At 38.1% G+C, this 21,711-nt stretch carries 19 protein-coding genes; 3 read left to right on the forward strand and 16 right to left on the reverse strand.

The annotated features are described in order from the left end of the window. Window positions 1–43: 43 nt before the first annotated feature. The 12 genes from G7074_RS23840 to G7074_RS23895 all read right to left on the reverse strand — a co-directional run bounded on the left by G7074_RS23840 (window position 44) and on the right by G7074_RS23895 (window position 13,890). Entirely contained in the window at window positions 44–1,333 is a 1,290-nt protein-coding gene (locus G7074_RS23840; RefSeq protein WP_124562469.1) for a citrate synthase, read from the reverse strand. Window positions 1,334–1,465: 132 nt separating this feature from the next. After that, a complete protein-coding gene (locus G7074_RS23845) occupies window positions 1,466–1,996 on the reverse strand; it encodes a DUF3347 domain-containing protein (RefSeq protein WP_124562470.1) in 531 nt (176 codons plus the stop codon). 97 nt (window positions 1,997–2,093) lie between these two features. After that, the gene (locus G7074_RS23850; RefSeq protein WP_124562471.1) at window positions 2,094–2,636 is read right to left on the reverse strand and encodes a hypothetical protein; all 543 of its coding nucleotides are present in this window, start codon (window positions 2,634–2,636) and stop codon (window positions 2,094–2,096) included. A gap of 151 nt (window positions 2,637–2,787) precedes the next feature. After that, window positions 2,788–3,291: a hypothetical protein gene (locus tag G7074_RS23855; protein ID WP_124560058.1), complete on the reverse strand. Its 504-nt coding sequence runs from the start codon at window positions 3,289–3,291 to the stop codon at window positions 2,788–2,790. Between the two features lie 127 nt (window positions 3,292–3,418). Continuing rightward, the gene (gene miaA / locus G7074_RS23860) at window positions 3,419–4,339 is read right to left on the reverse strand and encodes a tRNA (adenosine(37)-N6)-dimethylallyltransferase MiaA (RefSeq protein WP_124560057.1); all 921 of its coding nucleotides are present in this window, start codon (window positions 4,337–4,339) and stop codon (window positions 3,419–3,421) included. Next, window positions 4,339–4,983 (reverse strand): hypothetical protein, encoded by a 645-nt coding sequence (locus G7074_RS23865; RefSeq protein WP_166211726.1) that lies wholly within the window; start codon window positions 4,981–4,983, stop codon window positions 4,339–4,341. Before G7074_RS23865 ends, miaA begins: the two co-directional genes overlap by 1 nt. Before the next feature lie 190 nt (window positions 4,984–5,173). Further along, entirely contained in the window at window positions 5,174–5,536 is a 363-nt protein-coding gene (locus G7074_RS23870; RefSeq protein ID WP_124560055.1) for a hypothetical protein, read from the reverse strand. Between the two features lie 50 nt (window positions 5,537–5,586). After that, the gene (locus G7074_RS23875; protein ID WP_166211729.1) at window positions 5,587–6,681 is read right to left on the reverse strand and encodes an MBL fold metallo-hydrolase; all 1,095 of its coding nucleotides are present in this window, start codon (window positions 6,679–6,681) and stop codon (window positions 5,587–5,589) included. Between the two features lie 147 nt (window positions 6,682–6,828). Next, a complete protein-coding gene (locus G7074_RS23880) occupies window positions 6,829–8,385 on the reverse strand; it encodes a SusD/RagB family nutrient-binding outer membrane lipoprotein (protein WP_124560053.1) in 1,557 nt (518 codons plus the stop codon). 25 nt (window positions 8,386–8,410) lie between these two features. After that, a complete protein-coding gene (locus tag G7074_RS23885) occupies window positions 8,411–11,800 on the reverse strand; it encodes a SusC/RagA family TonB-linked outer membrane protein (protein WP_199748326.1) in 3,390 nt (1,129 codons plus the stop codon). 202 nt (window positions 11,801–12,002) lie between these two features. Continuing rightward, complete coding sequence (locus tag G7074_RS23890) at window positions 12,003–13,157, reverse strand: FecR family protein (RefSeq protein ID WP_158674040.1); 1,155 nt, start codon at window positions 13,155–13,157, stop codon at window positions 12,003–12,005. A gap of 145 nt (window positions 13,158–13,302) precedes the next feature. Then, a complete protein-coding gene (locus G7074_RS23895) occupies window positions 13,303–13,890 on the reverse strand; it encodes an RNA polymerase sigma factor (protein WP_166211732.1) in 588 nt (195 codons plus the stop codon). Window positions 13,891–14,572: 682 nt separating this feature from the next. Between G7074_RS23895 and G7074_RS23900 the strand changes: the two genes are divergently transcribed. Then, entirely contained in the window at window positions 14,573–15,589 is a 1,017-nt protein-coding gene (locus G7074_RS23900) for a LacI family DNA-binding transcriptional regulator (protein WP_039482617.1), read from the forward strand. A 26-nt stretch (window positions 15,590–15,615) separates the two neighbouring features. On the opposite strand, the gene G7074_RS23905 is transcribed toward G7074_RS23900, so the two are convergent. Continuing rightward, entirely contained in the window at window positions 15,616–16,548 is a 933-nt protein-coding gene (locus G7074_RS23905) for an AraC family transcriptional regulator (RefSeq protein ID WP_124560050.1), read from the reverse strand. Window positions 16,549–16,733: 185 nt separating this feature from the next. Here G7074_RS23905 and G7074_RS23910 point away from each other — a divergent pair, with 185 nt between their 5' ends. After that, window positions 16,734–18,803, forward strand: a complete 2,070-nt coding sequence (locus G7074_RS23910) for a TonB-dependent siderophore receptor (RefSeq protein ID WP_124560049.1) — start codon at window positions 16,734–16,736, stop codon at window positions 18,801–18,803. A gap of 26 nt (window positions 18,804–18,829) precedes the next feature. Further along, the gene (locus G7074_RS23915) at window positions 18,830–19,897 is read left to right on the forward strand and encodes an HmuY family protein (RefSeq protein ID WP_124560048.1); all 1,068 of its coding nucleotides are present in this window, start codon (window positions 18,830–18,832) and stop codon (window positions 19,895–19,897) included. Between the two features lie 367 nt (window positions 19,898–20,264). Here the strand turns inward: G7074_RS23915 and G7074_RS23920 are convergent, their stop codons facing one another. From G7074_RS23920 to G7074_RS23930, 3 genes are all read right to left on the reverse strand, one after another. Continuing rightward, window positions 20,265–20,444: a hypothetical protein gene (locus tag G7074_RS23920; RefSeq protein ID WP_010602585.1), complete on the reverse strand. Its 180-nt coding sequence runs from the start codon at window positions 20,442–20,444 to the stop codon at window positions 20,265–20,267. A 184-nt stretch (window positions 20,445–20,628) separates the two neighbouring features. Further along, window positions 20,629–21,213, reverse strand: coding sequence for a biliverdin-producing heme oxygenase (locus tag G7074_RS23925; protein WP_124560047.1), 585 nt, complete (start codon window positions 21,211–21,213; stop codon window positions 20,629–20,631). A gap of 78 nt (window positions 21,214–21,291) precedes the next feature. Then, window positions 21,292–21,711, reverse strand: coding sequence for a response regulator (locus tag G7074_RS23930; protein WP_124560046.1), 420 nt, complete (start codon window positions 21,709–21,711; stop codon window positions 21,292–21,294).

The raw sequence follows: 21,711 nt of genomic DNA on the forward strand, positions 1-21,711 counted from the left end.
AACCACCCGAATTTTCGAGTGGTTTTTTTTATGTTTAATGAAACTATTTTCTGTTTTTAATCTCAACAAATTCCCTATCGGTTTCACCAACGTAAACCTGACGCGGACGACCGATTGGCTCTTTGTTTTCGTGCATTTCTTTCCATTGTGCAATCCATCCCGGTAAACGTCCTAAAGCAAAAAGAACGGTAAACATTTCTGACGGGAAGCCTAATGCGCGGTAAATAATACCTGAATAAAAATCTACGTTCGGATATAATTTTCTGTCGATGAAATACTGATCGGTTAGGGCTGCTTCTTCTAGTTTTTTAGCAATTTCTAAAATCGGATCGTCGATACCTAAATTCTCTAAAATATCATCACAAGCCTTCTTAATGATTTTTGCTCTTGGATCGAAGTTTTTATATACCCTGTGTCCAAAGCCCATCATACGGAAAGGATCATTTTTATCTTTAGCTTTAGCAATCCATTTTTCAGTATCGCCACCATCAGCTTTAATCAGTTCGAGCATATCGATAACGGCCTGGTTTGCACCACCGTGAAGCGGTCCCCAAAGTGCGGCAATACCTGCTGAAACTGATGCATATAAATTACAATCAGACGAACCAACAATACGTACAGTAGATGCCGAACAGTTTTGCTCGTGATCTGCATGCAGGATCAGTAATTTGTTCATTGCATTTACCACAATCGGGTTTACTTCGTAATCTTCGGTACGCTGGCCAAATGTCATCCAAAGGAAATTGGTAACATAATCGTATTTATTTTTTGGATAAATAAGCGGATGACCTAAAGACTTTTTATAAATAAACGAAACGATTGTTGGAAGCTTAGCCAATAACTTAATAATGGTTAGGTTTTGCTCTTCTGCAGTTTGGTTTGGCTTTAAGCACTCTGGATAAAATGTAGATAGAGAGAAAATTAGCGACCCTAACTGACCCATTGGATGAGATCTTGACGGATAACCATCAAAGAATTTTTTCATATCCTCGTGAATCAGCGTATGCTTACTAATTTCAGCCTGAAAACCGTCTAATTGCGCTTGGGTAGGAAGATCTCCGTAAATAACCAGGTAAGCTACTTCTAAAAAACTAGATTTTTCTGCTAGCTGCTCGATACCGTAACCTCTGTATTTTAGAATGCCTTTTTCACCATCTAAAAAAGTGATTTTGCTTTTTGTAGAACCTGTATTTTTAAAACCAGTATCTAAAGTTACAAAACCTGTAAGATCTCTTAATTTTGAAATATCAATGGCCTTTTCGTCTTCTGTTCCTGTAATTACTGGCAATTCTATTGTCTTACCATCAACTTTGATCTCTGCAATATCTGACATATTATTGTATTGTGTTTATAGCTTTCTAAATTATATAAAATTAATATACATGCATAACAAATCTGTTAAATTAATATGAATAATTAGTCAGGAAGACGTAACAATCATGCTTAACAAAACAAATCGTGCCTGTTATTTCGATTTGATTTCTTCAACTACCCTTCCGCACTCCATCATCTCGTTTCCGTAATAAGGATTCTTAATTTTCTTTTCCGTTGATAGCCAGTCGCCTCCTTCGCCTTTATTGGCCATTGGACAATGCTGCACATAAATGGTGCCTTTTTCTATTTCGGCATTTTTAACTAAAGCAATTAAATCGGCGCTTAAAACGGTGAAGTCTTTTCTTTGTACTACCAGATTATTGGTACCCGCAATTTTACCGGCAACCTCAGCAGTAAGCTCGCAACCTTCGTAAGCTGCCAAACTATTTTTCAAAGCTTCGGCCGTTTTTTGGGCAACTGCAGCATCAGATTTAACCAGAGCGTTTTTTAATTCGACATATTGAGCAAAAATTACCGATTTTTTTTCATCTTTTATCGTTACATCATTTTTAACGCTCACAGAATCTGTTTTTACGGAATCTTTATTTTCAGTTGTCTTTTTTTCTGACTGATTGCAGGCCATTAATGCAGTGAGTATGGCTATTCCGAATATTCTTTTCATTGTATTTGGTTTTCGGCTCAAAATAGCAATTAATATGTTAAATAAATAAAAAAAGCCCCGCTAATTGCAGGGCTCTTTAAAATAAATGATATTTTAATTATAATTTAAAATTATAACCGATACGCAGGTTATACTGACCTGTTTTCATGAAATACAAATCAGATGCGCTATTGTTTACATAGCCTTCGTATCGTGCACCAATTTCAAGTCCGTTATTCCACTCGTAGCCAAGGCCTCCGGTATAAATGAAGTTCATTTGTGCACTTTCTTTAACTGCCAGGCCAGTACCCAGGCCACCGCCTAAATACATCCTATCAATTACATAAGCTTTAACTCCACCCATTAAAGGAATAAACTGAAAATTTAAGGGGCTGTCTTTCCACCTTAAGCGGGTATAACCAGCCGAAGCCGTTACAGCAACATCTTTGGATAAATCGTATTGCAATTTTACGTCTGCTCCGTAGCCATAATCCATTTCTGAACGATCTGGAAACAATCCGGCATTAACACCAACTCCTATTTTAAAGGCCATGCCGTTAGTACTCATGGTCTGACTCATTTCTTGTGCCTTTAAACTGTTGGTGCTTAATATTGCAATTGCCGTTAATGCCGTTGCAAAAAGTCTTGTAAATGTTCTCATTGGTAAAGTATTTAAGTTATCAAATAAAGGTTTAAATGATATACGATAAAACCAGACAACCAGATTTTTAATTTTCATTTTTTTCAGAATATTATGAAATAAAAAAGCCTCCCTTAAAAAAAGGAGGCTTCTCATTTATTATTGGAAATGATTACAAGCTAAATCCGTAAGCTAATCTGATACCAGCGAAACCAATGCTACCATTATTTGAATAACCTTCATATTTGGCTGCTAAATCTAATCCGTTACTCCAGGCATAACCAACTGCCGGTGAGTAAACGAAAGAAGTTCCAGAACCTTTATTTGTACCAAAACCTGCGCCAATTTCTGCTAAGCCATATGCACCCGCACCAGAATCATCAAAGAAATATTTTGCTCCTGCTTTAACCGGGATTACTCCAAAGCTTCCGCCTCCGTAAGAGTCTTTAATAGAAAAATTATTGTAACCTGCAGTTACTGGAATAGACAATTGCTTATCTACGTTAAACTGATACCGGATATCACCTCCAATCACTAAACCATATCCAGTTGACGTTCCCGCTCCTACATTTAATCCTATTCCTAAGTTCCGGCTTGATTGTGCATTAACATTTGTAGTAAAGAATAACGCTACAACAGCTGCTGATGTAGCAATAATTTTCGTAATTGTTTTCATGTTTAAGATATTGTTTTTGAGTTAAACTAATATGCTTCAACAAACACAAAGGCTGTGCCAAAAGGGCTTTTTAAGCACTTTTCAACTCATAAAGTAGCCTTAAAACGACTAATTTTGTTAAATTAAACTACGATGAAACTTTTTGCAAAACCAGCTGTTTTAACTGGTTGGTAGTAGCTGAAGCATCGAGCCAATTGATGTTTACATTGTCCTTTTCCATCTTTCTGAAAAAGGTATTCTGCCTTTTGGCATACTGGCAAATGGCAATGCCTAACCTGAGCTTTAACTCATCTAATGTATCTAAGCCCTCGAGGTAATTTACAATGAACTTATACTCGAGTCCGTAGAAGATGAGTATTTCTTTACTAATGCCTACCTGTAACAATTGTTGTACCTCTTCTATTAAACCTGCCTTAAACCGTTCTTCTAACCGGGCCAGTATTTTAGCACGCGTAACTTCTACCTCGTTCTTTAAGCCAAAAATTACCGGTTTGAGCAAAGGTCGTTCAACCATTTCGAGCGTATTCTCCTTTAAATAAGCTGCAATTTCTAAAGCCCTGATTAATCTTTTTTTAGAAGATAGATCGACGTGCCCTACATTTTGACTAGGATTGTTTTGCAATTGCATAGTCAGTTCTTCTTTTGGAAGCAACTCCAGTTGATCTCTCAGAGGCTGGTTAACAGGAATAGCTGTAAAAGTTTGGTTCTGCAGCAGGCTATGGATATACATGCCTGTACCACCACAAAGGATCGGTATTTTGTTTCGGCTGATAACCTGCTCAAAAGCTTCGTAAAAATCGTTCTTAAAAGCGTCTACATGGTAACGTTCACCGGGCTCTAAAATATCAATCAGGTGGTGAGGAATAGTTGTACCTGCTATATTATACTCCTGGAGATCTTTCCCGGTTCCAACATCCATTCGCTTAAAAACCTGACGACTATCTGCACTGATGATTTCACCATTTAACGCATGAGCCACCTGAACAGCTAATTTGGTTTTGCCAGATGCAGTTGCACCTAAAATGATGATAAGGTTGTGCTGATTCATTAAAATTTGAGGATGAATTTTAAACTCCCGGTATTGAATATTTGTGCATCTCCAATTTGTGCGTCTTTGATTAACTGGCGTTGAAGCTGTCCGTTTAATCCATAATATTGAGGAGTTACCACTGCTGTTTGTAAGAAACCAAGCCTTAAATACGCTTCGCCTGCCGACCAATCCCGATCGGCGTAAGTCATTAAATCGTTTGGTTGATATAATGCTGCAAAATACGAAATGAGTTTGCTCAGGCCTCCAGTAATAGAATAACCTGCCTTCACTGCAAAGCGGATCAGCTCTGCCGATTTATAATTTTCGGTATGGTTCATTTTACGGAGGGCAGAAAAAGTAGCTACAGCAACGAGTTCGTCCTTTTCGAACAAACCAATTTTATAGCGACTGCTCACTGCACCCTGCAAATGGTTTTCGTTTAAAAAAGTATCGGCTTCGGGTTTGGCAATCTTATGAATTTTTGTTTTCCGGCCATGAACTCGTTTATTCTGACCAAGCAATGAAGTAAGTCTGGCCAAAACCTGTGCAGGTTTTAGGTACCAAATATCTTCCCAGAGGTGAATAAGCTTAAGATTCGCTATGGCATACTTTTCCTGAAGCTGAATAAGGTTTTGGGGATCAAATGGATTATTTAAACTCACCAAATTAATGACGAGTTGATCTGTTAACTTTAACAATTGAAACTCCCCTCTAAAAAGAATCTACAATCTACCTTACAAGCGGCAAGTGCTTTTATTAATTCATTATGCCAGCTGCTATCGGAAGTTAAAATGCTCAATCACCAGAAGTTTAGTTCAGAAAAAATTCAGGTGCAAATTTAGCATCAAATTATTAAATCCACTCTTTTTCTTTAAAGTTAGTATGGATAATTTCAATAAGGGTTTCCACTTCCCTTAGTCCTGCGTCATCGAGTGAGGTATTTTTTAAACCTGCTTTATTTGATCCAAAGTCTTCTAAATGCTGGTTCGAAGCAGAAAATTCTTCGGTATTAACCTTCACCTCTACCTCCTTACCGTTAATATAAACCCCTGAAAAAAAACGCTCGGTTATTTTTTCACCATTAACGGCTATATTTTTTTCGCTGTATAGGTCGTAGCCTGTTTCAGAATTTTCGTGCACGGTATAGCCACGTGTAGCGTAAGGCTGCATACCAGCCCTAATGGTTTGAAAAATTTCTACAAGATCGGTTTTCATGATGGTATTATTTTTCAATTAAACACCGCTAAGTAATTATTGTTTAATTTTTATGCTTCAAGCCACCAGTTTTCTGTTGGCATATATTGGTTTAAAATTATTGTTTCGCCTAAACGTGGGGTAACCAGGGGCAAATGTTTAACAGCAGCGGCTTCTACTACCCTTTTAACCGGTTCGTTCCACGGGTGCATGGCTAAGCTAAATTTACCCCAGTGTACCGGCATTAAAACTTTTGCCTTTAAATCAATAGCGGCCTGTACCGTATCTTCCGGAAACATGTGTATGTAAGGCCAATAGGCATTATACTGCCCGCATTCTAATAAAGCCAGATCGAACGGTCCATAGGTTCCTCCAATTTGGGCAAAATGTGTATCGTAACCAGAATCACCACCTAAAAACAGTTTACAATTAACAGTTTTTAATACGAAGGCCGACCAAAGTGTTCGATTGCGTTTAAATTTCCTTCCGGTAAAATGCCTGGCCGGAACTGCCGTTAATTCGAGACTATCAAATAAAGTTATCGATTGACCCCAGGCCAGTTCAGTAATTTTATCTGGCTTAATTCCCCATTTTTCTAAATGTTCGCCTACACCAAGTGAAGTAACAATCGTTTTTGCACCGGGCGCAATGGCTAACATACTCTGATAGTCGAGGTGGTCATAATGATCGTGGGTAATCACCAGCACATCGATATTTTTGAAATCAGCTGCTTTTACTACATCGGTACCAGGGAAAGCCTTGCTCCCAATAAATGAAAAGGGCGAAGGTGCTTTACTAAAAACCGGATCGACCAAAATCCGCAATCCATCAAGCTTGATTAAATAAGAAGAATGCCCAAACCAGATAATTTCGGGCGCATTGCTTTTAGGTTGGGTATCTAAATCAGGTTGATTAAAAGGAAGTGCCTGCACAGGGATCTTACCGGGATGCTTTTCGAAAAAGAATGCCTTTAATATGGTAAAGAAACTTACACCTTCGGGTTGCATTGGCGTAACTGAAAGATTTTGTAAGGCTCCCTGATTATAATTGGGTAACTGTTGGGTTTTGGCCAGTCTTAACCCTCTTGGTAAGCGACCAAAAACAGGCAGATTGGTTATTACTAAAAACGCAATAACGAGAAAAAGTATTATGTATAAGGCTATCATGTTATTTATAAATTGGAGCAAAATATGAATATGCTTTTATAAATATAATACACTAAAGATAAATGACGTATGGATTACTTGCGGGTTAAAACAAAAAAGTTCTCCGGTTTTAGTGCCGGAGAACTTTTTCAATTGATTAAGAGCGAATTATTTTAACAGCCACATAGCCTGGTTTACATCATCGTTACCTCCGTACTGGCTGGCAATGGCGGCCGAAAGGTTAGCCGAATTGTAACTCAGTTCGTTTGAAGGATACAACCATCTTAAAGGAAAATTAGTAGATGGCGAATTTAAGTTTGTAGTAGAATTAAGTTTAAATACCGGATAACCCGTTCTTCTGTTTTCGAACCAACCCTGATATTTGTTCCCCTGCAAAAAGCTGGCTAGATACTTTTGTGTAATTACCTGTGCTATTTGCTGCTCGGTAGTTCCCGTTAAAGCCACAGTAGCCGGAAAAGCATCGATATAAGCCGCATCCATTTTCATGTTATGGTTATAATCGGCCAAATCAGGGGTGTATTGGGCTATAAACTTCATTGAGTTGGTAATACCGTTGGCATAATAAGTTTGCGCAGGTGTACCGGTTATCCAGCCGCGTATGCTAGCTTCGGCCAGAATAAATTGTAAATCCCAATAGTTAAAAACGCCTACAGGCTCTGCGTTTACCAGGTTTACGTAACGGGCATTGATATCGGCATAGTCTTTATTCACCCTTCTGGTTTGTAAACTCGAAAATGAATCGGAAGGCTCTACACTGGGATATGCTGCCATATCGCTTTGCGAAACACCGGCAGTAATTTTAACCGGAGATGGCTTGGCATAATAGAAAAGACGCTTATCGTTAGTTCCCTTTAGTGGTTCTAATAGTACATTGGTTAACATGGTATAATTCGACTTAACGAATGAGTTACCCGATCCAGCGGGAACATCGCTCCATGGATAATTCTGACCAGCAGTTGCATTGTAAGCCAATGCAAAGTTATCATTGAAATCGCGCATTAAAGGGCGGTTGGCTACGATATCCTTAAAGCGTTCAATCACTTTCAAATCGGCATCACCTGTTTTTTTATAGAGATTGATTAATACATGCAACTCGAAACTATTGGTTAACCTTCTCCATTTATCGGTACTGCCAGCAAAAATAGGATCGCCTTCAAAGGTAGCTCCTGATGCAAATAAGGCATTGGCCTGATCCAGCTCGTTCAAAATACCAAGGAAAACCGTTTTTTGGCTATCATATTTAGGTTGTAATATCGCCTCCGATTCGCCTTTAACAGCATCGGTATAGGGAATATCACCAACCTGCATGGTGGTCATAAAAAATTGCCATGCTCTTACAAAATGGCCCAATGCCTGGTAGGATTTTTTTAGCCCATCGCTGGTGGCGTAATTTTCCATAGGGGTAATATTGCGCAAGAGGGTTATCCTACTAAAATCAGTGCGGCTAATTTTGTTGTATTGAAAATTCTCTTGTCCTTCGCCCCAGGTTAGATATTTGCCCAGTAAGAATGGCTGCATAAAAGATTTGGTGCTGCTGATATCTCCTCTGGTAATATTTAAAATCATACCCGTAGCCAGCATGGCTGAATTTACCTGTGTTGTTGTATTGGGATTGGTATTGATATCGTCGAACTTGCTACAACCGTTACTTAATAGTGCCAATGCAGGCAATAGTAAGCTATATTTTAAAAATTTACTTTTCATAAAATCTTCTTTAAACAATAAATAACTAGAAACCTACCTTAACATTAAAACCTACCATTCTCATTGATGGTGAGTTTAAGTTCTCGGTATCAACATCGGGATCTGAGTATTTGAAATTGGTCCACATAAACAGGTTCTGCCCGGTTAACGAGAAAGATGCGTTCTTTAAGCCCAGTTTAGTTGCTGTTTTTGATGGTAAGCGGTAACCCAGTGAAACTTCACGTAGCTTAACAAACGATTCGTTCTGTACCCTTGCATCGCCACCACGGTACCATTGTGCATAATCCTGATAGCCAATTGGCACATCATTTACGGCATATTTACGGGTATCGCTGGTAATCTGACCGTATTTATCGTAAGTAACACTTCCTGATACCACTTTAACCCCCTGGCCAACATAATTATTCTGCCCAAGTACTACCTGATTGTAACGATATTCGTTATCTGTTTCGGGAGCAGTACCTGAATCGAACATTTTATCGTAAACGTAATTGTACATTAAGCCACCAATACGCCCGTCGATATTAACGCCAAGCGACCAGTTTTTATAGGTGAAATTATTGATAAAGCCAAAACTGAAATCGGGATCTCCGTAACCTAGTTTTTTAACATAATCGCTCCAAACCGGGTAACCACTTTCGTGAATTACATTCCCTTCGGGATCTTTAACCCAGTAATTATCAGTATAGGTATCTAACCTTTCTCCTTTTTTAACCCATAAATTATCAGGAGAGTATACCGGATCTAAATTTACATAATAACGGTGCTGGTTAGACCAGTTGATAGTAGAATACCATTCGAAATCTTTGTTTTTGATCACTGAACCATCCACTGTAATTTCAAGCCCCCTTCTTTCAAAAGTTTCCTGGGTGTTTATAATAGCCATAGAAAAGCCCGAAGAATTTGGCAAGAATGCTGTATTACCATTTTGCTTCAAATCGGTTTGTCTGTTGTAATAGTATTTATTAAAATAGGCTACATCAAAATGCAGGCGTTTTTTAAATAAATATCCGGCAGCTCCAATCTCGTAAGTTCTGTTAGAGCTTGGTAATAAACCTTCCCCGATAAGGTAATTTGGATAACTTGCAGAATTTAGGCCATTCCAGGCAGCAGTAGTTGTACCGTATGCTTTATTAATTGCAAACGGATCGAATGCTGTTTTAAATACGGCCCACGAACCACGGATCTTGAACATATCAATAACCTTTGGTAGTTTAACCAATTCAGAAACTACGATACTCGAACCAATTGATGGATAAAAGTAAGACCGCGACGCTTTTGGTTGTGCAGAATTCCAATCGTTTCTACCGGTAAAATCAAGGAAGATGGCATCGTTATAGCCAATAGAAGCCCTGCTATACAAACTGTTGATCTGTCTGGTTCCATATCCTTGTGATACTGTTGGTGGCTCTACCGAACCTGCTAACGAATAAAAAGTTGGCGAAATTAATCCGTTCTTAGTTGTTCCACTTAAGGATTCGTCTATATAATAATAAACCGTTCCACCCGCCAAAGCATCTATTGTAAACTTGTTAAGTTTCTTTTTATACCCCAGTATTAAATCATCATTTGTACTAAAGCCTCTCGAATCCTGAATAGAATACATTCCTCTGGCATTCCAACCACTTCCATTCACCGCACCACCACGGGTAGAAAATATATTTGCAGTTGGGTTGCGGAAAGTAGTTTTGTTATTATAGTTATCGTAACCTAAGCGTACCAATAAATTAAAGTCGCTATTGATCTGATAACTGGCCGTAACATTCGCATTTAAGGTATTGTTTTGGGTACCATTTAACTTCTCGTAAGCGATTAAATATGGGTTATCGTACCAGTTGGTGTACATCCAGTTCTGGGTTTTATAAGGCACTTTCCAGTAATCTTTATAATCGCGAATATCGTATTCAGTACCTGTCCACATAATTAACTGGTACAAATAACCCTGGTTGTTATAACCTCCGCCCCAAATTTGGTCGGCCCAGCGGCGGCTTACCCCCATGTGTCCTTCCAGTTTAAATTTATCGCTTAGCTTCATCTCACCGGCCATGGTTAAATTCACCATGTTCAGGTTCTGATTTGGGAATTGTCCTTTATTGTAAATATCATTTAATCCAATCCTAAAGCTTCCGTTCTCGCCGGTTTGGGCAATACTGATATTGTTATTTAAAATAATCCCTGTAGATGTAAAATTCTTCAGGTTATCTTTCCCTTTCGATACCAAAGGCATATTATCTTCAAACTGCTTGGTAACAGGATTCCAGTCTCTGGCAGTTTTACCTGCATCAAGCTTAGGACCCCAAACGTAGTCGTTATCAATAACGCCATTCTGTCCCCTGCCATACGAGCTTTGTACCTTAGGTATAGCCAGGAAACCCAATGATGCCATGGTATTGCTGTTGATATCAATTGAGAATCCTTTACCTGCAGCACCTTTTTTGGTTGTAATTAAAAGTACACCTCCCGATGCTCTTGAGCCATACAATGCAGATGCGGTTGGGCCTTTAAGTATATCCATACTTTCAATATCATCAGTAGGCACATCTCTTAACGACATGTTACCATAAGGCACACCATCTATAACCAACATAGCTGGTTCGCCACGTAATTCAATAGTAGGACGGGCATTAAATTCGGTTGAGTTTTTTATTACCAAGCCAGAAACCCTTCCGGTTAATGAAGTAGCAACATCTACACCTTTAACGGTTTGCAGATCTTTGCCCGCTACCTTTTGTACGGCATAACCCAACGATTTTTCTGACCGTTTTATTCCCAAAGCTGTAACTACCACATCTGTTAATTCGGTTGTGGCAGCTTGTAAAGAAATCTTATAATCACGTTTGCTGTCAATAACAATTTCTCTGGTAGTGTAACCAATAAACGAGATAATCAGCGTGGTACCTACATTGGCATTAACTGAAAAGTAACCATTAGCATCAGTTGAAGTTACCGACTTGGTTTCTTTAACCATTATGCTAGCGCCAACAATAGGCAAGCCATTTTCGTCTGAAACTCTGCCACTAATCGTTTCGAAAAACGGATTTGAGATCAGCTCATTTTTTTTTCTGAGTACAATTGTTTTATCAAATATTTTGTAGCTCAGTAACTGATTTTTAAGGCATAAATTAAGCACCTGCTCAAGTGGTGCATTTTTCACATCGATGCTTATATTGTGTGCATTTTGCAGTTCAAGATTATCGTAAAGAAAAACGTATTGGGTTTGTTTCTCTATCGATTTAAATATCACTTCCATCGAAACATTTTTTTGTTTCAATGTGATGTTCTGACTATAAACACTTGCGCTTACCTGGCACAGACAAGCGAATAAAAATAGTGCGGTTAGTTTCATCACCAATATTAATTGTGTGGGCTTACGCCGGATTAATGATCCGGTCATAAAAAATGTACTAAAATTCATGATTGAATTTGGGTTTAAAACATAATTGCTTAGATAACTTATTGTGTCCCTGCTGCAGATCAGCTGGCGCAGGTTTTTAACCCACTCATTGCAAATAAAGTGGTACGAACACTTTGCATTGCTTTTAAGCGGATTGAGATCGAATGTCTGGAGTATTATATCTTCATATGCTGCACTTTATAGTTTGATTTGGTTTGGTTATTTATTTAGGGTTCACTGTAATCTGATTGTATTCTACTTTGCAATGAATACCACTGTAAGCCAGCATTTCGACTAATTTTGCTATACTCACATTTCTAGGTATTTTGCCTGAGTATTGTTTTGCCGGAATTTTGCCATTGTAGATCACCTCCGCATCATACCAACGCGAAACCTGGCGCATCACTGATGGGAGATCTGACTTTTCGAACTGGAAGTAGCCATTTTTCCAGGCAACTACAGCCTCGAGATCTGCTATCTCATTTACTGCAATACCATCAACTTTACCATTCAGGCTAGCCTGTTGACCAGGTTTTAAAAGTGCCTTTTTATTGCCCCGTTTAATTTCAATACTACCTTCGAGCAAGGTAGTACGCTGATAAGCTTCATCAGCATAAGTATTTACGTTAAAATGAGTGCCCAGCACTTTAATATCAGATTGATCGGTATGAACAATAAATGGCTTTGTTTTATTTTTAGCTACTTCAAAGTACACTTCACCGGTAACTTCTACTTTACGTTCATTGCCAACAAAAGCGGAAGGAAATTTAACCGACGAGCTTGCATTAAGCCACACCTCAGTACCATCTACCAGAATTAAATGGTATTGGCCACCGCGTGGGGTGCTTACTGTGTTGATGGCTGCTGCTTTTGCAGTTGTGTTACCTGTAAACCTGTAAAGCAACTCGCCGCTTTTCGTTTTAATTACCTGCACCCCGGATTGGTTTGCAACTTGCCCATCAGCAGTTTTATTGAGGATAACCTGAGAACCATCGGCCAGTTGCAGTACTGCATTGTTGCCTCCCGGAATAATTGGTTTTGTATTTGTTTTAATTGAGGTAGCCAAAACGGGAGAGCGATCGCTTTGGTTGAAATAGCTATATATACCCGCAATTAAAGCAATTAAAATAACCGCCGCTTTAAAAAACAGTGCATAATTTAATTTAATCTGCTTAGGTTTTGGTTTATCGATATGGATTATTCTAGCAGTTACCCGATTTAAAATTTGTTTTTTAACTTCAATATCTGCTAACTCGTTATGTGTTAAATCAGCACCATCAATACGCTCGTACCACTCCTCTACCAGCTTTTTTTCGGCTGGTGTAGCAGTTTGGTTATTGTATTTTTCGATTAAATATTTGATTTCGTTCGTATTCAAAATAGTGGCTTTTATATGTGTATACGGTTGCCTGGCATAAAGTACCATGGCATTATTATTTTTTTTTATAATAAATTGCTAAAACCTGCCTAAAGGTCTATCAAAGGCATTAATAACCAATTATTGGGCAAAATGAAAAGGAAAATTATAAGTGTTTGGCAATAAACAGAGCCAGTAAGGCTAGCGAAGAATCATAATCCTTAACACGCGTACGCAAGCGCTGGTAAGCCATTTGTAACTGATTTTTCACGGTTTGCTCGGATAAAGACAAGTCCTGTGCGATTTGCTTTATAGAAAGGTCGTCCTCTCGTTTAAGCAGGTAAATTTCTTTCATTCGTACCGGCATCCGTTCTACTTCGGTATCAATAATGGCTTTCAGTTCTTTTTCTAAGATTGTATTTTGAGAATGTATATCGGATGGCGCTACATTAGCGGTTACACTAATGGCATATTTTAAGCGAACGCTGTCTTTTTCGTAAAGTTTTAAGATTTTGTTGCGGAGGATCGCAAATAAATAGGCCAGCACACTGCCTTCGGCATCCAATAATTCAATCTTATCCCACAAACTTACAAATACATCCTGAACCAGATCCTGGGCCAGATCGGTGCAGTGTACCTTTTTATAAGCTTGTTTGTATAGCGCATTCCAGTAAGCATCGAACACCAGGTTAAATGCTTTATTTTTGTCTAATTTGACCAGAAGAAAAAAGTTACTTTCTAATGCTTTGTACATAAACAATCTGGGATGACGGTTAAGGTTTTTAAGGTGCGCCAAAGAAATAACATCATTATTAACCTAATGTTAAATTTATTAAATTATTTGGTACAGCGTTGTTAAATTAAAAATTTGCTGATACAAAAAAGAATACCTGATATAACTGGGATGTGATTATTTGATGTAAAAAATGGGTTTCTACTTATCCTTTAAGTGTACTGGTTATCTATTTGGTTAAAAATATATTGCTGCACAAGATAGCATTTCCTGCAACAAATTACCCTGTTAAAAAACGCTTAAAATTTATACCTTTGAAAAGGGTTAACATATAGCTTAGATAACTTATTGTTTCCTGCTTGCAGGAATAAACCCGATTTAACGAGGAGTGGTACGAACACTTCTCGTTTTTTTTTAAAACACCCCTCGTTACAAGGGGCATTTCTGTTAATCATTGGGGGGTGTTTCTTTATTCTCGCTAAGACTAATAATGTGCTAAAACCATTTTTTTAGTCTCCAGGAATTGCTTTCTATCTATAAATTTTATATTATTAAGTATTAATCAGGCAATCTGTTTTGTGGCCCGAATGTATCGATATTTAATGCTTTGAAGAAAAGATTTGAAAGAAAAAAACAACGCAAACGTTTGATTAATTTTGTATTATTACATATTGAAGAAATTTAATGTAGTTTAGCACTTAGAATGCAATCGAAACCAACAACCATAAAGGAAATAGCCAGAATTTTAAACATCTCACCCTCCAGTGTATCAAGAGGGCTGCATGACCATCCGAGTATTGGAGCAGTAACCCGTGAGAAGATTAAACAGCTGGCCAAGTCTCTGAACTATGAGCCTAATAATGCGGCTATACTTTTTCAAAAAGGCAAAACTTACACTATTGGAGTAATTTTACCAGAACTTTCTGAACACTTTTTCTCTATAGCCATTTCGGCAATTGAAGATGAGGCCATCAAGAAAAACTATACGGTAATTTTTGCCCAGTCGCACGATAACTATGAACAGGAAGTAAAGCTGGTAGAAAAAATGAAAAACCAACGTGTGGATGGATTATTGGTCTCGATCAGTAAAGACACCTCGAAGTTTGATCATTTTGAAAAATTAAATTCTTTCAATATTCCGGTAGTATTTTTTGATCGGATCCCTCCTTTTAAAAATGTCCACTATGTAGCTTGCAGCCTCGAGAGCGCAACCATTAAGGCGGTAAACTACCTGCTTAAAAAAGGGCACAGAAGTATTGGTATGATTAACGGGCCAAGCACACTGTACGCCAGCGAAGAGCGTAAAGATGGGTATATGCAAGCCATTACTTTTAACCGTTTAAAGTTCGATCCATCTTTAGTAGTCAACTGCGATTTAACCGAAGAAGGTACCATAGAAGCTGCTGAACAGTTTTTAAACCACAAAAGGAAACCAACCGCAATTGTTGCATTTAACGATTATGTGGCTTTGTTTTTAATCAAGTACTTTAAAAAATTAAATGTAATTAACGATTTCGATGTAGTGAGCTATGCCAATCTGCCTATTATCAGTTACCTGGATAATTCGCCGGTTGCTTCGGTAGAACAATACCCCTATTTACAAGGACAAAAGGCTGCAAACATCCTGTTGGATTTGATTCATAGCCCCGTTCCCGAAAATCAGGCCTATTACAATACCATTGTAGAATCAGACCTGATTATTAATGAGGTTAAAGAATAGTACGGGCAAACGTTTGTGCTAAATAATTAATGCTTATTTAAACTACCTGGCAAAACCTCGTATTGTTTTTTAAAGGCAGCAATAAAATGCTGCGTGTTTTTATAACCTACCAAAAAAGCGACTTCGTTAACCGTTCGCTTTTCTTTAGCCAGGTAGTAATGTGCTTTTTCCATTCTGATTTTATACAGATAGCCAAATACTGTATGGCCGGTTAGCGCTTTAAAACCTTTTTTAAGTTTAAAATCGTTAATACCGGCTTTGCGCGAGAGCTCAATTAAAGAGCTTGGCCTCTGCAGGTCGCGCTCTACCAGTTGCCGGGCATAAATAATCTTTTTTAAATCTTCTTCCTTTAAAACAACCCGTTGTTTATCCAACTTTTGGTTACTGTGGATCACAATTAGATCAAGCATACGCGCTTCTAAAAACAAACGCTTTACCCTGCCCGAATGATTGGCATGACTTAAGCTTTGTAAAATTGAGCTTACTTCGGGTGTTATCGGTTCTCTTAAAGGCAAAAGCGCGTCCTGATGAAATTCGCGTCCCATTGCCTTCTGAAAATAAGCTTCGGTAAGTTGAATATATACCAAACTTGTTTTTTCGGCTACCCGGAAAGCAATGTGGTTTACTTTACCCAGATTAAGGTTTTGCTGGTTTTTAGTCAGCGATAAAAAATTTTGTTCTGCCCCACTACAGGATGTTAAGCTTCCGTTTAAACAAAATAACAGCCCAATGTGCTCGTGTGATGATTCAAAACATAAATCTTCAGGTTGATCACTTTCAAGCTCAACCAAACTGATATGAATGCCTTCGAACCACATTTCCTTTACATCTACATGCATATGTGGTGTGTTAATGGCAATCTCTGCTTCCTCTATATCCTTTAAGCCTGCAAAATTTGCCGGATAAATATTTTTATAGCATACCGTTCCATTAGCCTTTATTGAGCGCTTAATCTTCATTGATAACCAATTTATTTAATTCTTACGGGTGATACTTTCCTATCCTTTTGAGCGATATAAAAAGCCTAATCCCTATCTGTGCTTTCAATTTAATCCGTTTAGCGGCATTAATTATCCGTTTAACGTTATCTCCTTTTGGTGATAATGCACAAATTTGCACAATTATTTATAATTAGTCTAAATAAATGAGAATATATTTATCAATTGCCTTATCGCTTTGTGGATTTGTTACTGTGGCTCAAGAAATTAAAGTTGATACCGCTAAGGCAAATGATTTAAAAGAAGTTGTCATTACCGGTCAGTTCGGCCCACAATCGTTACGTAACTCAGTTTACAACATCAGAACCATTAGCGCAGAGCGGATTAAGCTTCGTGCAGCAAATAGCGTACAACAGGTTTTAAATACCGAATTGGGCTTTCGTTTCAGCAACGATTTAACTTTGGGTACAACCGATGTTTCTTTAATGGGCATGACTGGCAGAAATGTTAAAATATTACTGGATGGTGTGCCCCTTGTTGATCGCTCGGATGCACGAGAGAGCTTAAACCAGATCGACATTAATACTGTAGAAAGGATAGAAATTGTAGAAGGCCCCATGTCGGTAGTGTATGGTACAGATGCCCTTGCAGGTGTAATTAATATCATCACCAAAAACCCCGGCAAGGCCTTGTTAAGTGTTAATGCGCGCATACAGGAAGAAACTGCAGGAAATGAATATAACCTGCTCAATGGTGCAGGGCAACACAATCAAAATTTAAGTGTAAGCTGGCAGAAAAATGGCTGGAGTGTACTGGCCGGTGCCTCGCATAACGAGTTTGGTGGATGGAATTTAGCACCAAAAGATGCTTTTATACAAGAATTTAGTTTATACCAAAACCAATGGAAACCCAAAGCACAATGGCTTGGAAATGCCAAAATTGGTTACCGCAACCAGAACTTTAATATCTGGTACCGTTTGGATGGCGTTAAAGAAGATATCGACAGTAGGTTTGGAATAAATTCTACCACTTTTGAGGGGAAGCTTGCCACTTACACCACCAAACGTTATAATCAACAGTTACAATCTGAATGGAGGATAAACAATAAACTACAATTAACTGCAATTGCCGGTTATACCGATTTGCAGAGATCAACCCACACCGTTATCCGTAATTTCACCAGTAACAGCGAAAGATTAAGTTCGGATAAGGGCGAACAGGATACCGCCAAATTTAACAATGGCATTTTTAGAGCTACAGCTATCTATGTACATAATCCATCTGTCTCATTTCAACCAGGAATTGAATACAACCGCGATGCTGCCAGCGGACAAAGAATTAGCGGATCGCCGGTGATTAACGATTATTCGGCATTTGTTTCTGCAGAAATTAAGCTTTCACCTAAAATTAACATTAGGCCCGGATTAAGGTTTATTAAAAATTCGGTGTACGATGCGCCACCTGTAATTCCGTCATTAAATACCAAATTCATTATAGCCAAAGATCTCGATTTACGTCTTGCTTACGCACGTGGCTTTCGCTCTCCGGCCTTAAGAGAGTTGTTTTACGATTTTATAGATGCCAGCCATACTATTTTAGGCAATCCCGATTTAAAGGCTGAGCAATCAAACAGTTTTAACGGCTCTCTGGCATGGTCGGGTATACACCGTGGAGCTATACAGTTCCGTTCTACCTTATCGGGTTTTTATAACCTGTTTAAAAACAGGATTATGTTTGCGGCCTCACCTACCGACAACTCAGTTACATCGCTATTTAACGTATCAAAATACAAAACCACTGGCGGCACTTTAGATAATACCTTGATTTACAAAAATCTGCAAGCCACACTGGGCATATCTTACATAGGACGATATAATGAATTAAGCGAAAACAAAACCATTGAAACACCAGAGTTTACATGGGCTACTGAAGTAAACTCGAATATTACCTACTCCTTCACTAAAATAAATGCCGGGATTAGTCTTTTCTATAAATATACTGGCAGTTTACCCAGCTACCAATCGGTTACAACAAACAATGAGCAGACCATAAAACTGGTTAAAATTGCTGCTTTTCATACAGCTGATTTAATGTTTAACAAAAACCTGTTTAAATCATTAACCCTTAATGTGGGTGTTAAAAACCTGTTTAATGTTACACAGCTTTCTAATACATCAACAGCAAGCGGTGGTGCACATAGCACTGGTGGTGATGTTCCATATAGCTATGGCAGATCGTATGTACTGGGCCTTACTTACAACTGGAATAAACTTTAAAATTAAAACAACATAATTAAAATAACATGAATAAATTAAACTCAATGATCGCAATCGCCTTTTTAGCGATAAGCTTTACGGCTTGCAAAAAGGATGCTGATGAACCTGTATTTGTTGCGCCACCATCAGACGGGAGCACTTTAACCCTTAACGGATTAATAGGTGCCGAGGCCGGAAGTGCTGCTGGAAACAGCGTTTATGTAGATTTTAGTGCCGATAAACAAACTTCAGTTGAAAGAGATAGCTGGGATTTGGGTTTTTATTCAGGAGCTGATTTTAAAGTTATCTTAAACTCTACTAATGGTGCTTCTGCCCTGGTTATTAATAAAACAGACTTAAACGCAGTAACCGCCGCTGATTTTGACCCAAATGCATTAAAAGTTGGTCAAGGTCAAGGTAGCTTCACTATAGTTGACGACGGCAGAGAGGCAAATATTTTAAACAAAATCGCCATTGCAGCAATTTCTGCAACTGATACCGAAAACAAAGTTTATATCATCAATAGAAAAGGTGGTGCAGCAACTGTTTTACCTAACGATGAACTTTATAAAATCAGGATAATTAGGAAAGGTACAACAGGTTATACTTTACAATATGCAAAAGTAACTGAAACGACTTTTAAAACATTAGATGTTACCAAAAACGTTGATGCTAATTTTCAATTTACTTCTTTAGTAAAAGGAACTGTTGTTTCTGTTGAACCTGCAAAAGCAAACTGGGATATTGTTTGGGGCTATAGTATGTACTGGACTGCTACTTTCCCATATGCATTTTCGGATATGGTTTTCATTAATAATTTGGCGGGTGTAACTGCAGCATCTGTTGCTACCACTGTTAAAAGCTATGCTGCTTTTTCAGAAGCAGACATTGCAAGTGTAAGTTTTTCATCAGCAAGGGATGTGATTGGCTCAAAATGGAGAACCTCACCTAATCAACAAGGTGTAGGTGGAGGTGTTAGCTCAGATTTCTTTTACGTGATTAAAGACGGATCAGGAAATGTATATAAATTAAAATTTGTTAGCTATATCTCAGGAGATGGCGGTACCCGCGGTAAACCGGTAATCGAGTATAAATTGGTTAAAAAAGGTTCGTAGTCAATAACCTCAATCAAAAAAAATATGTTTTGTTAGTTGGATAGATGCTCTCCGCGATGGGGAGCTTTATCTTTTTATAGGGAGGCAACCTACTATCGAAAAATCGAAATATAAGCGTCTTGCTGAACTTGTTTCAGCATCTCTCTAATAAAGAAGGCATGATGAAACACCTGTGTCTGGATATCCGGGAATTTAAACACAGCAACCGCCTAATACTCCCCCTGAAACTAGTTCAGGAAGACGAGCTAAATAGCATTTCTTATCTCTGCACATTAATGCAATCAATCGCACCAGCCTTCGTAAGGTGCTTAAACGCAAAAAGGGCTCTGGCGTACCAGAACCCTTTTTGTTTCTTACTCGCGAAATATTATTTGCCAGAGTTTTTCTTGTCAGTTACTTCTGCACGGATTTCTTGTGCTAAAACTTTAAGATCTTGCATTGCTTTACGCACACGAGTACCAGCAGCTGCATTGCCAGCATTATAAAATTTTTCTACATCTGCTTCAATCGCAGCAACAGCAGCTTTAACTTTTGAGAATTTTTCCATCGCTAATTGATGTTTTTAAGGTTTAAAAAATTTATTTTTTTCAATAATACATATTTACCTTGAATATACAACAGAAAGCAAATATTAATTTAAAATAAGTTTTGCACATTTTCACAAATCAAAAAAATGCCCTGGCACTATTATAGACGTATTTTTTCGATTTTCAGGATTAAAATTCAGCAACTTAGTTGAGTTGTTTCGCCAGGTTTATGAGGTTATTAAAGGTAAGATTGGCACTATTTATACAGGCTTCGTAATCGGCCTCTACAACCCTTTCATTAAGCACAGAAACAAAGGTTTTCCATTTTACACTCAATTCGTCGCCATAAACGCCGTAGTAATTTAAGCCTTCTTCGTGCCCCTCAAAGTGCTTATTGGCTAAAATATGGCGCTTAATTACGTTTCCACCCAGTGTAGCCCCTTCAAACACATATAAAGCTCCCAAAACTTCGCCTGTATTTTTCTTCGGAACAAAGAGTTCGAAATCCAGACCGGGTAGCGTTAAATTATCAATTTGCCAGTAATTAAGATCTTTCTCTAAGGCAGCGAGTTTTAACCTGCTGTTCATATCCAGTTCAGCGGCAATATCTGCATCGAGCATATTGCTCAATTCGTTTTCGAGCTTTTGGTGGATGATGTAATTAACAGTTAGTAATTTTCTATATTGTTCTACACTTAAAGTGTTATTCATTATTTCATTTACGAACATTAAAGATTCGAGCGCTGTGTGGTTCGCGGCCGTTTCGCTTCTCAATAAACTGGCAATCATAAGGGGTATTTAAATTTAAGTATTAATAAAAGAAGAAAAGATCCGGCTTTACAACCGGATCTTTTAATATAATTGTTGCTAATTTAACCTGAGATGTTGATTAAACCAAAAATCGTGCACAGAGTGTACACATTTCACCAGGTTATCGTAGCCATTAGGTTTCGTTAGATAGGCATTGGCTCCAAACTCCATCGAAGCCTTTACGTCTTCTGGATTGTCGGATGTAGAAAACAAAATTACCGGAATTGATTTCAGATAAGGAATATCCCTGATAAACTTCAACAAATCGAGTCCTGATAAACCGGGCAGGTTTAAATCAAGTAAAATTAATTTGGGTTTGATTTTACTCTCAGCAAAATTTCGCAGCTTCAACAGCGCCTCGCTCCCATCTTCCACAATGGTGAGGTTTAAAGTATCTTTAACTTCCTGCACTGCACTCTGCATAAAGAATGCATAATCTATATCGTCTTCTACGTAAAATATATCTGGTGTTTTCAT

It is taken from the genome of Pedobacter sp. HDW13 (assembly GCF_011303555.1).
Lineage (GTDB): Bacteria > Bacteroidota > Bacteroidia > Sphingobacteriales > Sphingobacteriaceae > Pedobacter.